Below are 14,420 nucleotides of genomic sequence, written 5' to 3' on the forward strand. Positions count from 1 at the left end.
AAAATCGCATATTAGGAGCCGCCATCCATGAGCGAAGCCCTGACCCCGACCAGCGTTTTCAAATGCCTGGCCGATGACACCCGCGTGCGCCTGATGCTGCTGGTCACCGGCGAAGGCGAGCTGTGCGTGTGCGAGCTGACCTGCGCCCTGGACGAAAGCCAGCCGAAGATCTCCCGCCACCTGGCGCAACTGCGCACCTGCGGCCTGCTGGCCGACCGCCGCCAGGGCCAATGGGTGTATTACCGCCTGCACCCCGAGTTGCCGGAATGGGTGCTGAGCATTCTGCGCAGCACCCTGGAAGCCAACCGCGGCTGGCTTACCCCAGTTACCGAGCGCCTGCACTGCATGGATGGCCGTCCCGAACGTGCCGCCGCCTGCTGCTGACGCCACGCCAGACCGAAAAGGACCCGATTGATGCACGACGAGCTACCCCACCTCGACGAAAACCTCTTCGCTCTGCCCGATACCGACCAGCTCTGCAGGCCGCTGCTGGCCACGCACGCGCCGCGCATCCTGCTGCTGTACGGTTCGACCCGCCAGCACTCGTTCAGCCGCCTGCTCACCGAGGAAGCCGCGCGCCTGCTGCAGCGTTTCGGCGCCGAGACGCGCATCTTCGACCCGCGCGGCCTGCCGCTGCCGGACGATGCCCCGGACAGCCACCCCAAGGTGCAGGAACTGCGCGAACTGATGCAGTGGTCGGAAGGCCAGGTGTGGTGCTCGCCCGAGCGCCACGGCGCGATGACCGCCGTATTCAAGGCTCAGATCGACTGGGTGCCGCTGGCCATGGGCGCCATCCGCCCGACCCAAGGTAAGACCCTGGCCGTGATGCAGGTCTGCGGCGGCTCGCAATCGTTCAACGTGGTCAACCAGCTGCGCGTGCTGGGCCGCTGGATGCGCATGTTCACCATCCCCAACCAGTCCTCGGTGCCCAAGGCCTTCCTAGAATTCGATGCGGACGGGCGGATGAAGCCTTCGGCCTATTACGACCGGGTAGTGGATGTCATGGAAGAACTGGTCAAGTTCACCCTGCTGCTGCGCGAGCGCGCCGACTACCTAGTCGACCGCTACTCCGAACGCAAGGAGTCGGCCGAACAACTATCGAAACGTGTCAATCAATCTGCCATTTGAGGAACCCGCATGACCATCAAAGTCGGTATCAACGGCTTCGGCCGCATCGGACGCCTGGCCCTGCGCGCCGCCTGGGGCTGGCCGGAGCTGGAGTTCGTGCAGATCAACGACCCGGCCGGCGACGCTGCCACCCACGCCCACCTGCTCAATTTCGATTCGGTGCACGGCCGCTGGCAGCATGAGGCGAGCAGCGCCGGCGACTGCGTGGTGATCGACGGCAAGTCGATCAAGGTCACGGCCAACAAGGCCATCGCCGACACCGACTGGAGCGGCTGCGACCTGGTGATCGAGGCCAGCGGCAAGATGAAGACCGTCGCCGTGCTGCAGAGCTACCTGGACCAAGGTGTGAAGCGCGTGGTAGTCAGCGCCCCGGTGAAAGAGGCAGGCGCACTCAACGTGGTGATGGGGGTCAACCAGCAGTTGTTCGACCCGGCCGTGCACCGCATCGTCACCGCCGCTTCCTGCACCACCAACTGCCTGGCGCCGGTGGTCAAGGTGATCCACGAAAACCTCGGCATCCGCCACGGTTCGATCACCACCATCCACGACCTGACCAACACCCAGAGCATCCTCGACCAGCCGCACAAGGACCTGCGCCGCGCCCGCGCCTCAGGCATGAGCCTGATCCCCACGACCACCGGCTCGGCCACCGCCATCGCGGAGATCTTCCCCGAGCTGCGCAGCAAGCTGAACGGCCATGCCGTGCGCGTGCCGCTGGCCAACGCCTCGCTGACAGACTGCGTATTCGAGGTCGAGCGCGTGACCACGGCCGAGGAGGTCAACGCCCTGCTCAAGGCGGCGGCCGACGGCCCGCTGGCAGGTATTCTCGGCTACGAGGAACGCCCGCTGGTGTCCATCGACTACCGTACCGACCCGCGTTCCTCGATCATTGATGCGCTGTCGACCCTGGTGGTCAACGGCACCCAGGTGAAGATCTACGCCTGGTACGACAACGAGTGGGGCTACGCCAACCGCACTGTGGAGCTGGCGCGGATGGTCGGGATGGCTGGCTAACACCTTACCCGGAGGCAATCTGGGAGAGCGCACGGACCTGCCCACGGATTACATCCAGGCTACCGCCCTCTCCCCCGGCCCCTCTCCCGTGAACGGGAGAGGGGAGACAAGCCCACGCGGCATCCAGCCCACACGAACAACTCCCACTCCCCCTGGGGAAAAGGTTGGGGAGAGGGGCTCAAGCCCCACTTAACGCTCAGGAAACTCTCATGCGCCCGTTCTCGCAGCTCTCGCCCGACGTCCGCCAGTACCTGCTGGTAACCGGCAACTACTGGGCCTTCACCCTCACCGACGGCGCCCTGCGCATGCTGGTGGTGCTGCATTTCCACAGCCTCGGCTACTCGCCCCTGCAGATCGCCGCACTGTTTCTGTTCTACGAAATCTTCGGTGTGGTCACCAACCTGGTCGGTGGCTACCTCGGCGCGCGCCTGGGCCTGAACCGCACCATGAACCTCGGTCTCGGCCTGCAGGTGGCGGCGCTGCTGATGCTCACCGTGCCGGCCGCCTGGCTGACGGTGCCCTGGGTGATGGGCGCGCAGGCGCTGTCGGGCATCGCCAAGGACCTCAACAAGATGAGCGCCAAGAGCTCGATCAAGCTCCTGGTGCCCGATAGCCAGCAAGGCACGCTGTACAAGTGGGTGGCGATCCTCACCGGCTCGAAGAATGCGCTCAAAGGTATCGGTTTCTTCCTTGGCGGCGCCCTGCTCGCTTTGCTCGGCTTCACCGGCGCGGTTCTGGCCATGGCCGCCGTGCTGGCGCTGATCTGGCTGGCCAGCCTGTGGCTGCTGAAGAAAGACCTGGGCAAGGCCAAGGCCAAACCCAAGTTCCGCGAGCTGCTGTCGAAAAGTCGGGCGATCAACATCCTCTCGGCCGCCCGCCTGTTCCTGTTCGGCGCCCGCGATGTGTGGTTTGTGGTGGCCCTGCCGGTGTACCTGTCCAGCGTGTTCGGCTGGGACTTCTGGCTGGTCGGCGGTTTCCTCGCCTGCTGGGTGATCGGCTACGGCATCGTCCAATCGTTCGCTCCGGCGATTACCGGCAAGCGCAGCGGCCAGGTCCCGGACGGCCGCGCTGCCTTCGTCTGGGCCGCGCTGCTGGCCGGTCTGCCGGCGGCCATCGCCCTCGGTTTGCAAGCCGGCGCCTCGGCACACTGGGTGCTACTCGGCGGCCTGCTGCTGTTCGGCGTGCTGTTCGCGGTGAATTCCTCGCTGCACAGCTACCTGATCGTCAGCTACGCCAAGGAAGACGGCGTGTCGCTGGACGTGGGCTTTTACTACATGTCCAACGCCCTCGGCCGGCTGATTGGCACCCTGCTTTCCGGCTGGGTGTATCAGGTTTATGGCCTGGAGGCCTGTCTGTGGATTTCCTCGGCTTTCGTCCTGGCAGCGGCGCTGATCTCCCTAGGCCTACCCAGGCATGCCGAGGGGCTGAGCCGCTAAGGCGCAGCTCAACGGCGCTGTAATTCAGCAAAACCCTTTGTAGGAACCAGATGGACGCCCAGTTCTTGCTGGCAATCAGCGGGGTTTGTAGGAGCCAGCTTGCTGGCGATCAAAAGCATCGCCAGCAAGCTGGCTCCTACAGGATCAGGCCGTAGGGTGGATAACGCTGTGCTTATCCACCAACACCAGCAAACAGGCTTATTCCAAGCCGGCAGCCCTGAGCCGGCGCTTGAGCCGCGCCACTTCCTCGATCAGGTCCGCCACCAGTGCGGCCAGTTCGGGGTTGGCGTCGAAGTCGCGCTCCAGCGCGGCAAGGCGCCGGGCACGGGCCAGTTCGGCGCTGCTGAAGCGCCAGGTGGCCGGTTGCTGTCGATTCAACGCATCCAGCAGACCAGCCTCGACCCGCTCGACGATCCACACCGACTCCACGGCGCAGGCCCGGGCCAGTTCGTCGAGGTCGAGGGTGACTTCATCGACGACAACGCTGGTAATGATCTCGATCGACGGCATGACTCACGCTCCCATGGACTGACGCGGGTTGAAGGGCAACTCCTGGGCCATCATTTCGTAGAGCTGGCGGGCCTTGTCCGTATCCGCTGGCGGCAGGACCACCTCCAGCAGCAAGTACAGATCGCCCGCCGGCTCGCCGGGAATACCACGCCCCTTGAGGCGCAGCTTGCGTCCCGTCTGCGAGTGGGCGGGAATCTTCACCTGCACCTTGCCGGACGGCGTCGGCGCCTCGATGCTCGCGCCCAGTGCCGCCTCCCAGGGCGTGACCGGCAGGGTCTCGTAGACATCGCGGCCGTCCACCCGGTAGCGCGCATCCGCCTGGAAATGCACTTCCAGGTACAGATCGCCAGCCGGACCACCGCCGAACCCCGGGCTGCCCTGGCCACTCAGGCGGATCTGCTGGCCCTCGCGGATGCCCTTGGGAATCTGCACATTGAGGCTGTGCTCCTGCATCGTCATCCGGCCCTGGGCATCGGGGCGGGCGCCGCGCAGGGTGATCGTGCGCGTGGCCCCCGCATAGGCATCGCGCAGCTCGATGACGATCTTGGCGTGATGATCCTCGCCACGCCGCGATTCCGCCCAGCCCTGGCGGTGGCGACCACGGCCAGCCTGGCCGAACAGGTTGGCGAAGAAGTCGCTGTATTCGCCCAGGTCGGCGGCGGAGAAATCGCCACCGGAAAACTCGAAGCCGTTGTCCCAGCCCGGTGGCGGCTGGAACTCCTGGCCGTCCTGGTAGCGCCCGCCGAGCTGGTCGTAGGCGGCGCGCTTTTCCACGTCGCCGAGCACCGCGTAGGCCTCGTTGACCTCCTTCATGCGCACCTCGGCGTCGGCCTCCTTGCTCACGTCGGGGTGGTACTTGCGCGCCAGCTTGCGGTAAGCCTTCTTGATCGCGTCGGCATCGGCAGTCTTGTCGACACCGAGCATCTGGTAGTAATCCTTGAACTCCATGAATCAGGCTCCCTTGCAATGGGATGAATGCAGACGCTGTTGCCCAGTATGGCAGCCGGGGTTCAGCCGGCGCGCAGCAGGTCGGCGACCTCGGCCGCCGTGAGCACCTTGCCCACCGACACCACCTTGTCGTCGATGGCCAGCGCCGGGGTCGACATCACCCCGTGGGCGGCGATCTCGGCGAAATCGGTGACCTTCACCACCTGCGCCGTCAGCCCCAGGTTGTGCAGGGCCTGCTGGGTGTTTTCAGTCAGGCTGATGCACTTTTTGCAGCCGGAACCGAGAATCTTGATGATCATGCACTTGCTCCTTGCAGGTCAGATAAGCAGGTAGGCAAAACGGTTGAACAGCACGCCGATCAGCATGATGCCGACCACCACGATGGTGAAGAACAGCGCCAGCAGCGGCCCCTTCACCACCTTCTTGAGCATGATCAGCGACGGCAGCGACAAGGCGGTGACCGCCATCATGAAGGCCAGCGCAGTGCCCAGGCCGACGCCCTTGGCCACCAGCGCCTCGGCAATCGGCAGGGTGCCGAAGATGTCGGCATACATGGGCACGCCCACCAGGGTGGCCAGCGGCACCGACCACCAGCGGTCCTCCCCGAGCAGTGCCAGCACCACTTCCTGGGGAATCCAGTTGTGGATCGCCGCGCCGATGCCCACGCCGATCAGCACATACAGCCAGACCCGGCCGAACACCTCGCACACCTGCTCCCAGCTGAACTGCAGGCGGTCGCGGCGGCTCAGCTGGCTGTCCGGCAGGTCGAGCACCTTGTTGTGCATGACGAAGGCCTCGACATGCCGTTCCATGCGCGCCCGGCCGATCAGGCTGCCGCCCAGCACCGCCAGGACAATGCCCAGCAGCACATAGGCCAGGGCAATCGACCAGTTGAAGATGCTCGCCAGCAGGATCACCGAGGCCAGGTCCACCAGCGGCGAGGAAATCAGGAAGGCAAAGGTCACCCCCAGTGGCAGCCCGGAACTGGTGAAGCCGATGAACAACGGGATCGACGAACAGGAACAGAACGGCGTGAGCGTGCCCAGCAGCGCGCCCATCAGGTTGGCACGCACCCCACGCAGGCCGCCGAGAATGCGCCGCGTGCGCTCCGGCGGAAAGTAGCTCTGCACCCAGGAAATACCGAAGATCAGCCCCCCGAGCAGGATGAAGATCTTGATCACGTCATAGATGAAGAAATGCACGCTGGCGCCAACGCGGCTGGCGGTATCCAGGCCCAGCCCCTCCTCCAGCAGCAGACGCACCAGCGCGGCCAGCCAGTCCATGCGCAGCAACTGGGCATTGAGCCAGGCGAAGAGTTCCATGCTCACTGCACGCCGTGACGGGCGCCCTGGCTCGCCTGGCCAGCGCTGACATTCACCAGATCCAGCCGGTTATCCGTCATCGAGTCGTTATGCCTTGCTGGTTGAGATGGGCCCGAGCATAGCCAATCAGTACGATGCAGAAGCTGATCTACAACAACTCAATGGGCTTCTCGCTAGAGCAAGACGGTCAGCCTCGCCATGGCTCCAGCGCGCACCAACTCAAGGCAGTCGCCCCATTTCTGCACACGCCGCGAACCGATAACCAGAGCCCACGCCACGCCTCAGAACCACACGCGACCACTGAAAAAGCCCGTGCGCAGAGGCTTTAGGCCGCATGAACAGAGCCGTTGGCAAACCTGGCACAAGCGCTGCATAGCTCAGGCAAACCCGGCGCACACAAGCGGCCGGGCCACCCAGCGATCAACGGTGATCGACGGCCCAACGGCCATGGGTGTGGCGGTGAGCGAGGCACAGCAGCCTGGTAATCCATCGCGAATGAACAGGCAAAGGCGCCTGAAACCGCAAGGTTTCAGGCGCTTTTTTTATTGCCGCAGAAAAACCTGATGAGCTTCGGCCGGGAAATGCCATGAACAGCACAGATACCTCCACAGACCAGCAGCGGCTGATCATCATCGGCAACGGCATGGTCGGCCATCACTGCGTCGAACAACTGATCGAGCGCGGCGCACTCGCCCGCTATCAGGTCCATGTGTTCAGCGAAGAGCCGCTGCGCGCCTATGACCGCGTGCACCTCTCCGAATACTTCACCGGCCGCGATGCCGAATCCCTGGCCCTCAGCGCTGCCGAGCTGTACCAGACGCCGGGCGTGAGCCTGCACCTCGGCGTGCCGGTGCTGGAGATCGACCGCGAGCGCCGCGAAGTGATCACCGCCGAAGGCAGCTTCCCCTACGACCAGTTGGTGCTGGCCACCGGTTCCTACCCCTTCGTACCGCCGATTGAAGGGGCCGAAGGCGATTCGCGCCTGGTCTACCGCACCCTGGCCGACCTCGACACCATTCAGGCCGCCGCCAAGAGCGCGCGCCGTGGCGTGGTGGTCGGTGGTGGCCTGCTCGGCCTGGAAGCGGCCAACGCATTGAAGTCCCTGGGCCTGGAAGCCCATGTGGTGGAATTCGCCCCGCGCCTGATGCCGGTGCAACTGGATGATCATGGCGGCCTGGCACTCAAAGCCCAGATCGAAGCCCTGGGCGTCAGCGTGCACCTGTCGCGCGGCACCCAGTCGATCACTCCGGGCAGCGAGTACCGCTACCGGATGAACTTCGCTGGCGACGAGTTCCTGGAAACCGACCTGATCGTGTTCTCCGCCGGCATCCGCCCGCAGGACGCCATCGCCAAGCAGTGCGGCCTTGAACTCGGCCCGCGCGGAGGCGTGGCCATCGACAGCCAGTGCCGCACCAGCGACCCGGCCATCTATGCCATCGGCGAGTGCGCGGCGTGGAACGGTGGCATCTTCGGCCTGGTTGCACCGGGCTACCAGATGGCCCGCAGCGTCGCCACCCAGCTGTGCGGCGAGGACAGCGAGCCGTTCATGGGCGCAGACATGTCGACCAAGCTCAAGCTGCTCGGCGTCGACGTCGGCTCCATCGGCGATGCCCATGGTGCCACCGCCGGTTCGCGCAGCTACCGCTTCATCGACGAAGCCACGGCCAGCTACCGCCGCTTGGTCGTCTCCGCTGACGGCAAGCAGGCCCTCGGCGCCGTGCTGGTCGGCGACAACAGCTACTACGACACCCTGCTGCAGTACGTGCAGAACGGCATCAAGCTGCCGGCCGACCCGTCCTGCCTGATTCTGCCGCAAGGCGAAGGCGCCCCGGCGCTGGGCGCGGATGCCCTGCCGGACACCGCCACCATCTGTTCCTGCCACAACGTCAGCAAGGGCGCGATCTGCTCGGCGATCGACGGCGGCTGCGGCGACCTGGCCGGGCTCAAGGCCTGCACCAAGGCCGCCACTGGCTGCGGCGGCTGCTCGGCGCTGCTCAAGCAGGTGTTCGAGCACGAGCTGACAGCACGCGGTGTGGTGGTCGACAAGAGCCTGTGTGAACACTTCGCCTACACCCGCCAGGAGCTGTACGGCATCGTCCGCGTCGAAGGCATCGAGAGCTTCGAGGCGCTGCTGGCCAAGCACGGCCGTGGCCATGTCGGCTGCGATATCTGCAAGCCGGCGGTAGGTTCGATCCTCGCGTCCTGCTGGAACCGCTCGATCACCGATCCGGCGCTGGTGCCGCTGCAGGACACCAACGACACCTTCATGGCCAACATGCAGAAGAACGGCACCTACTCGGTGGTGCCGCGTATTCCCGGTGGCGAAATCACCCCGGACGGCCTGCTGGCCATCGGCGCGGTGGCGAAGAAATACGACCTCTACACCAAGATCACCGGCGGCCAGCGCATCGACTTGTTCGGCGCGCAGCTGCACGAACTGCCGGACATCTGGGCCGAACTGATCGCCGCCGGCTTTGAAACCGGCCACGCCTACGGCAAGTCGCTGCGCACGGTTAAGTCCTGCGTCGGCAGCACCTGGTGCCGCTACGGCGTGCAGGACAGCGTGGGCATGGCACTGCTGCTGGAGGACCGCTACAAGGGCCTGCGTTCGCCGCACAAGATCAAGTTCGCGGTCAGCGGCTGCACCCGCGAATGCGCCGAGGCGCAAAGCAAGGACGTTGGCGTGATCGCCACCGAGAACGGCTGGAACCTCTATGTGGCGGGCAACGGCGGCATGCGCCCACGCCATGCCGAGCTGTTCGCCACCGATCTGGATGACGAAACCCTGATCCGCTATATCGACCGCTTCCTGATGTTCTACGTACGCACCGCCGACCGTCTGCAACGCACCTCGGTGTGGCGCGAGTCGCTGGAAGGCGGCCTGGATTACCTCAAGGCAGTGATCATCGACGACAGCCTCAATCTCGGCGCCGAACTGGAAGCGCAGATGCAGCTGGTGATCGACCGCTACGAGTGCGAATGGGCCAACGCCCTGAAGGACCCGGAGAAGCTCAAGCGCTTCCGCACCTTCGTCAACGAAAAGGGTGGCGACCCGGATATCCAGTTTGTCGAGGAACGCGGCCAGCGCCGCCCAATCAGCGCCGCCGAACTGCAACGTATTCCAGTCGAGGAGGTGGTCTGATGGGCCAGTCGAGCGCAACCGCAACAGTCGAGCAAACCAGCGTGCAATGGCGCGCCCTGTGCAGCCGTGCCGATCTGGTGGCCAACTCCGGCGTGGTCGCCTGGGTCGACGGCGCCCAGGTGGCGCTGTTCTATCTGCCAGGCGAGGCCAGCGGCAAGCAGCTGTATGCCGTCGACAACCGCGACCCGAAGTCCGGCGCCAACGTCATCGGCCGCGGCATCATCGGCAGCCTGGGTGGTGATCTGGTGATCGCTGCACCGCTGTACAAGCAGCACTACCGCCTGGAAGACGGCACCTGCCTGGAATACCCGGAACAGCAGCTGCGCACCTGGCCGGTGCGCCTGCTGGGTGACACGGTGGAAATCGGCCTGGCCTGATCGCTCCACCCAGTAACTCATCGCGAGCCCGCGGCCCGCACCCTTTACGAGGTGCGGGTTGCGGGCTTTTGCGTTGCATGGTCGTGCTCTGCAAAGCGTATTAGGATGACCACCCAAGCAAACTGTAAGAACCTGGAATCAATACGCCGAAGGAACTTCGCGCATGCGCCGCCCCCGCAACCCGATCCTGCTCGCCCTTTGCCTCGGCCTCAGCCTGAGCGGCATTGCCAGCCTCCAGGCCGAACAAGTCCAGGTGGCCGTGGCCACCAATTTCAGCGCGCCCATGCCGGCCATCGCCGAGGGCTTCGAACAGGCCACCGGACACACCCTGGTCGCCGCCTACGGCGCTACCGGGCAGCTCTACGCCCAGATCAAGAACGGCGCGCCCTTCGAAGTCTTTCTCGCCGCCGATGACAGCACCCCGGCCAGGCTGGAGAGCGAAGGCGAGAGCGTGGTCGGTTCGCGCTTCACCTACGCCATTGGCGCCCTGGCCCTTTGGTCGGCGCAGGAAGACTATGTCGACAGGCAAGGCGCCGTACTCAAGGCCAACCAGTTCCAGCACCTGGCCATCGCCAACCCGAAAACCGCCCCCTACGGCCTGGCCGCCACTCAGGTATTGGCCAAGCTGGGCCTGAGCCAGGCCGTGGCGCCCAAGCTGGTCGAGGGCCAGAACATCGCCCAGACCATTCAATTCGTAGCCAGCGGCAACGCCGAACTGGGCTTCGTCGCCCTGTCCCAGGTATACAAGGACGGCCGCCTGACTAGCGGCTCGGCCTGGCGCGTGCCGGCCGAGTTGCATGAACCAATCCGCCAGGACGCGCTGATCCTCAGCAAGGGCCAGAACAACCCGGCTGCCACGGCGTTGCTCGACTATCTGCGCAGCGAACCTGCGGCAGCGGTGCTGCGCTCCTACGGCTACCAGCTGTAGCCAGCGGCGCACGGCTTCTTGTAGGGTGCGCCGGGCGCACCGCGGCCTAGCACAGACCTGCAGCTGCCTGACGACAAGGAAAACCCCGCGATGCCCCTCACCAGCGCCGACTTCGCCGCGATCTGGTTGACCCTGCAGCTGGCCACGCTGACCACCGTGCTCTTGCTGCTGATCGGCACGCCCATCGCCTGGTGGCTGGCGCGCACCCAATCCTGGTGGAAGGGCCCGGTCAGTGCCGTGGTCACCCTGCCCCTGGTGCTGCCGCCGACGGTGATCGGCTTTTACCTGCTGGTGACCATGGGCCCGCACGGGCCGATCGGCCAGCTCACCCAGAGCCTGGGGCTGGGCACCCTGCCCTTCAGTTTCGCCGGCCTGGTGGTGGGCTCGATCATCTACTCCATGCCCTTTGTCGTGCAGCCGCTGCAGAACGCCTTCGCCGCCATCGGCGAGCGCCCTCTGGAAGTCGCCGCCACCCTGCGCGCCAGCCCCTGGGATACCTTTTTCACGGTCGTCCTGCCGATGGCCAAACCGGGTTTCATCACCGCCGCCGTGCTGGGCTTTGCCCACACCATCGGCGAGTTCGGCGTGGTGCTGATGATCGGCGGCAACATCCCCGGCAAGACCAGCGTGGTCTCGGTGCAGATCTTCAACCACGTCGAAGCCATGGAATACGCCCAGGCCCACTGGCTGGCCGGCGGCATGCTGCTGTTCTCCTTCATCATCCTGCTGGCCCTGCACCTCAAGGGTCGCCTGCAGCCGGTACGGGTCTGAGCCATGAGCCATAACGCGACTTCGCCCGATAAGCGCCTGCTGGCGCGCTTGCGCCTGGAGCGTGGCGAGTTCCGCCTGGATGTCGACCTGGATCTACCGGGGCGTGGGGTCACTGCACTGTTCGGCCCGTCCGGCTCGGGCAAGACCAGCCTACTGCGCTGCGTCGCCGGCCTGGAGCGCGCCGAACTCGGCCAGCTGCGGGTCAACGGCGAATGCTGGCAGGACAGCGCCCGCCGCCACTTCCTCGCCCCGCACCAGCGCGCCCTGGGTTACGTGTTCCAGGAGGCCAGCCTGTTCGAGCACCTGTCGGTGCGCGGCAACCTGGAATATGGCCGCAAGCGTATTGCCGCCGAACAGCGCCGCGTCAGCCTGGAGCAGGCGCTGGCGCTGCTCGGCATCGAGCACCTGTTGGAGCGCCTGCCGGGCAAGCTGTCCGGTGGTGAACGGCAACGGGTCGCCATCGCCCGCGCACTGCTGACCAGCCCACGGCTGCTGCTGCTGGACGAACCTCTGGCCGCCCTCGACCCGCAGCGCAAGGCCGAGATCCTGCCTTACCTCGAGCGCCTGCACGACGAGCTGGAGATACCCGTGCTCTACGTCAGCCATTCGCCCGATGAAGTGGCGCGCCTGGCCGATCACCTGGTGCTGCTGGACCATGGCCAGGTGCAGGCCAGCGGTCCGGTGGAGGAGCTGCTGACGCGTCTCGATCTGCCCCTGGCGCACAGCGAGGATGCCGGTGTGGTGGTACAGGCGCGGGTCAGCGGCCACGATGCGCACTATCAACTGCTCAGCCTGGACTTTCCCGACAGCCCGATTGGCCTGCGTATCGCCCATGCCCCGGTCGCCAGCGGCAAGCTGCTGCGGGTCAAGGTGCAGGCCCGCGATGTCAGCCTGAGCCTGGATAAACCGCAGCACAGCAGCATCCTCAACCTGCTGCCGGTCACCGTGCACAGCCAGGCGCCAGCGGACAACCCGGCCCATGTGCTGGTGCGCCTGGACATGCACGGCACGTCGCTGCTGGCGCGCATCACCCGCTACTCGCGCGACCAGCTCGGCCTGCACGATGGCCAGCAGCTGTGGGCGCAGATCAAGTCGGTGGCGCTGCTGGCCTGATGGCTCACCCTCTCCCCAGCCCTCTCCCGTAAACGGGAGAGGGTGCGGTCCATGCTTGTCCGTCGCCGCCGGGCACCCTACCATCCGGCCCACATTGTCGCCGAGCCCGATCATGCGCGAACGCACCATCGCCAGCCATTTCATCCGCGCCGCCCTGGGCGGCGCCGAGCGTCAGGGCCTGGACTACAGCGCCCTGCTGCGTGAGCTGGGCATCCAGCCGGCGTTGCTGGAAGAACCCCGCGCACGCCTCGCTCCCGAGCAGTTCACCCGCCTGCTGCAAGGCCTGTGGCTGCTGCTCGACGACGAATACATGGGTTTTGGCCGCAGCCGCAGCAAGCGCGGCACCTTCGCCATGATGGGCCACGCGATCATCCACTGCCGCACCCTGGAAAAAGCCCTGGTGCGCGGCATGCTGTTCTACGACCTGTTCCCCGACGCCCCGCAGGTGCGCCTGCAACGCGAGGGCGAACTGGCTCGCCTGACCCTCGACAGTTCGCCGCTGTGGGACCCGGACCACTTCCTCACCGAAAGCCTGCTGGTGATCTGGCACCGCCTCGGTAGCTGGCTGATCGGCCAGCGCATCCGCCTGGAAGAAGCCAGCTTCGCCTATGCCGAACCGGCACACAGCGGCGAGTACGACCTGCTGTTCCCCTGCCCACGGCGCTTCGATGCCGCCAGCACCAGCCTGCTGTTCCATGGCCGCTACCTGAACATGCCGCTGCTGCAGGACGAGCGCACGCTCAAGCAGTTTCTTGAACACTCACCGGCCGACCTGCTGGCCCGCCCCGATGGCGGCGATAGCCTGACCAGCCGCATCCGCCGCCTGCTCGGCCGCGACTGCGCCAACTGGCCCGATCTCGAACAGGTCGCCCAGCAGCTGCATATCAGCCCGCAGACCCTGCGCCGCCACCTACGCGAGGAAGGCAGCAGCTTTCAGGAACTCAAGGACCACCTGCGTCGCGACCTGGCCATCTATCACTTGGGCCGCGACGAACTGTCGATCCAGGCATTGGCCGAACAGCTCGGTTTCTCCGAACCCTCGGCCTTCCACCGCGCCTTCAAGAAATGGACCGGACTGACTCCCGGCGCCTATCGCGCACATCAGGACAACTGAACCACCACCCCGCCGCATGGATGCCGCCCTATGAAACGCCCGCGCAAACGCTATCTCCTGCTCGCCCTGTGCCTCGCCTGGCTGCTCGCTCCCGAGTGGCCGCAGGTGCCGGTGCAGGGCGCCAGCAGCAAGGACTGGCACCCCAAGAGCTTCTGGTTCGAACCCTGGGGCCGCTCCGGCGTGCACAAGGGCATCGACATCTTCGCCCGCACCGGTACGCCTGTAGTGGCGCCAAGCTATGGCCTGGTCCTGCTGCGCGGCGAAATCGCCATGGGTGGCAAGGTGCTGGTGGTGCTCGGGCCGAAATGGCGCCTGCATTACTTCGCCCACCTCGACAGCCAGAGCGCCTGGCCCGGCCAACCCGTGCTACCTGGCAGCCTGCTGGGCACGGTCGGTGATAGCGGTAATGCGCAGGGCAAGCCGCCGCACCTGCACTATTCCATTGTCAGCCTGCTGCCCTATTTCTGGCGTGCCAATGGCAGCAGCCAGGGCTGGAAGAAGATGTTCTATCTCGACCCCAGCCAGGTCATTGGTGCAGCCAGCGATTAAGCCCGTCCGCAACACCAGCCCGCCGGACCGATGAACTGCCTTGAATAGCCCATCGATTCCGGTAGGCT

Annotated in this window: 15 protein-coding genes; 11 read left to right on the forward strand and 4 right to left on the reverse strand. The window is 65.7% G+C overall.

Annotated elements, in window-relative coordinates; all coding sequences use genetic code 11:
* Positions 1-27: 27 nt before the first annotated feature.
* The 4 genes from H3H45_RS17770 to arsJ all read left to right on the forward strand — a co-directional run bounded on the left by H3H45_RS17770 (position 28) and on the right by arsJ (position 3,578).
* The gene (locus H3H45_RS17770) at positions 28-384 is read left to right on the forward strand and encodes a metalloregulator ArsR/SmtB family transcription factor (RefSeq protein WP_182835041.1); all 357 of its coding nucleotides are present in this window, start codon (positions 28-30) and stop codon (positions 382-384) included.
* A 30-nt stretch (positions 385-414) separates the two neighbouring features.
* A complete protein-coding gene (gene arsH / locus H3H45_RS17775; protein WP_182835042.1) occupies positions 415-1,128 on the forward strand; it encodes an arsenical resistance protein ArsH in 714 nt (237 codons plus the stop codon).
* A gap of 9 nt (positions 1,129-1,137) precedes the next feature.
* Positions 1,138-2,142, forward strand: coding sequence for an ArsJ-associated glyceraldehyde-3-phosphate dehydrogenase (locus H3H45_RS17780; RefSeq protein WP_182835043.1), 1,005 nt, complete (start codon positions 1,138-1,140; stop codon positions 2,140-2,142).
* Positions 2,143-2,351: 209 nt separating this feature from the next.
* A complete protein-coding gene (arsJ, locus tag H3H45_RS17785; RefSeq protein WP_182835044.1) occupies positions 2,352-3,578 on the forward strand; it encodes an organoarsenical effux MFS transporter ArsJ in 1,227 nt (408 codons plus the stop codon).
* 198 nt (positions 3,579-3,776) lie between these two features.
* On the opposite strand, the gene H3H45_RS17790 is transcribed toward arsJ, so the two are convergent.
* The 4 genes from H3H45_RS17790 to H3H45_RS17805 form a co-directional block, all read right to left on the reverse strand.
* Positions 3,777-4,088, reverse strand: coding sequence for a chaperone modulator CbpM (locus H3H45_RS17790; RefSeq protein ID WP_182835045.1), 312 nt, complete (start codon positions 4,086-4,088; stop codon positions 3,777-3,779).
* A gap of 3 nt (positions 4,089-4,091) precedes the next feature.
* The gene (locus H3H45_RS17795; RefSeq protein ID WP_182835046.1) at positions 4,092-5,036 is read right to left on the reverse strand and encodes a DnaJ C-terminal domain-containing protein; all 945 of its coding nucleotides are present in this window, start codon (positions 5,034-5,036) and stop codon (positions 4,092-4,094) included.
* Positions 5,037-5,098: 62 nt separating this feature from the next.
* Positions 5,099-5,335, reverse strand: a complete 237-nt coding sequence (locus H3H45_RS17800) for a thioredoxin family protein (protein WP_182835047.1) — start codon at positions 5,333-5,335, stop codon at positions 5,099-5,101.
* Between the two features lie 18 nt (positions 5,336-5,353).
* Positions 5,354-6,358: a permease gene (locus H3H45_RS17805; RefSeq protein WP_182835048.1), complete on the reverse strand. Its 1,005-nt coding sequence runs from the start codon at positions 6,356-6,358 to the stop codon at positions 5,354-5,356.
* 586 nt (positions 6,359-6,944) lie between these two features.
* Here H3H45_RS17805 and nirB point away from each other — a divergent pair.
* From nirB to H3H45_RS17840, 7 genes are all read left to right on the forward strand, one after another.
* A complete protein-coding gene (gene nirB, locus H3H45_RS17810; protein WP_182835049.1) occupies positions 6,945-9,500 on the forward strand; it encodes a nitrite reductase large subunit NirB in 2,556 nt (851 codons plus the stop codon).
* Positions 9,500-9,877, forward strand: a complete 378-nt coding sequence (nirD, locus tag H3H45_RS17815; RefSeq protein WP_182835050.1) for a nitrite reductase small subunit NirD — start codon at positions 9,500-9,502, stop codon at positions 9,875-9,877. The genes nirB and nirD overlap by 1 nt, the downstream gene beginning before the upstream one ends.
* A gap of 163 nt (positions 9,878-10,040) precedes the next feature.
* Complete coding sequence (gene modA / locus H3H45_RS17820; RefSeq protein WP_182835051.1) at positions 10,041-10,805, forward strand: molybdate ABC transporter substrate-binding protein; 765 nt, start codon at positions 10,041-10,043, stop codon at positions 10,803-10,805.
* Positions 10,806-10,895: 90 nt separating this feature from the next.
* Entirely contained in the window at positions 10,896-11,576 is a 681-nt protein-coding gene (gene modB / locus H3H45_RS17825) for a molybdate ABC transporter permease subunit (RefSeq protein ID WP_182835052.1), read from the forward strand.
* A gap of 3 nt (positions 11,577-11,579) precedes the next feature.
* Complete coding sequence (gene modC, locus H3H45_RS17830; protein WP_182835053.1) at positions 11,580-12,689, forward strand: molybdenum ABC transporter ATP-binding protein; 1,110 nt, start codon at positions 11,580-11,582, stop codon at positions 12,687-12,689.
* Positions 12,690-12,801: 112 nt separating this feature from the next.
* Entirely contained in the window at positions 12,802-13,803 is a 1,002-nt protein-coding gene (locus H3H45_RS17835; protein ID WP_182835054.1) for an AraC family transcriptional regulator, read from the forward strand.
* Positions 13,804-13,833: 30 nt separating this feature from the next.
* Positions 13,834-14,352, forward strand: a complete 519-nt coding sequence (locus H3H45_RS17840) for a M23 family metallopeptidase (protein WP_182835055.1) — start codon at positions 13,834-13,836, stop codon at positions 14,350-14,352.
* Positions 14,353-14,420: the final 68 nt, after the last annotated feature.

Origin of the sequence: Aquipseudomonas guryensis (assembly GCF_014164785.1) — a bacterium.
In the GTDB taxonomy this organism is placed as follows: domain Bacteria; phylum Pseudomonadota; class Gammaproteobacteria; order Pseudomonadales; family Pseudomonadaceae; genus Aquipseudomonas; species Aquipseudomonas guryensis.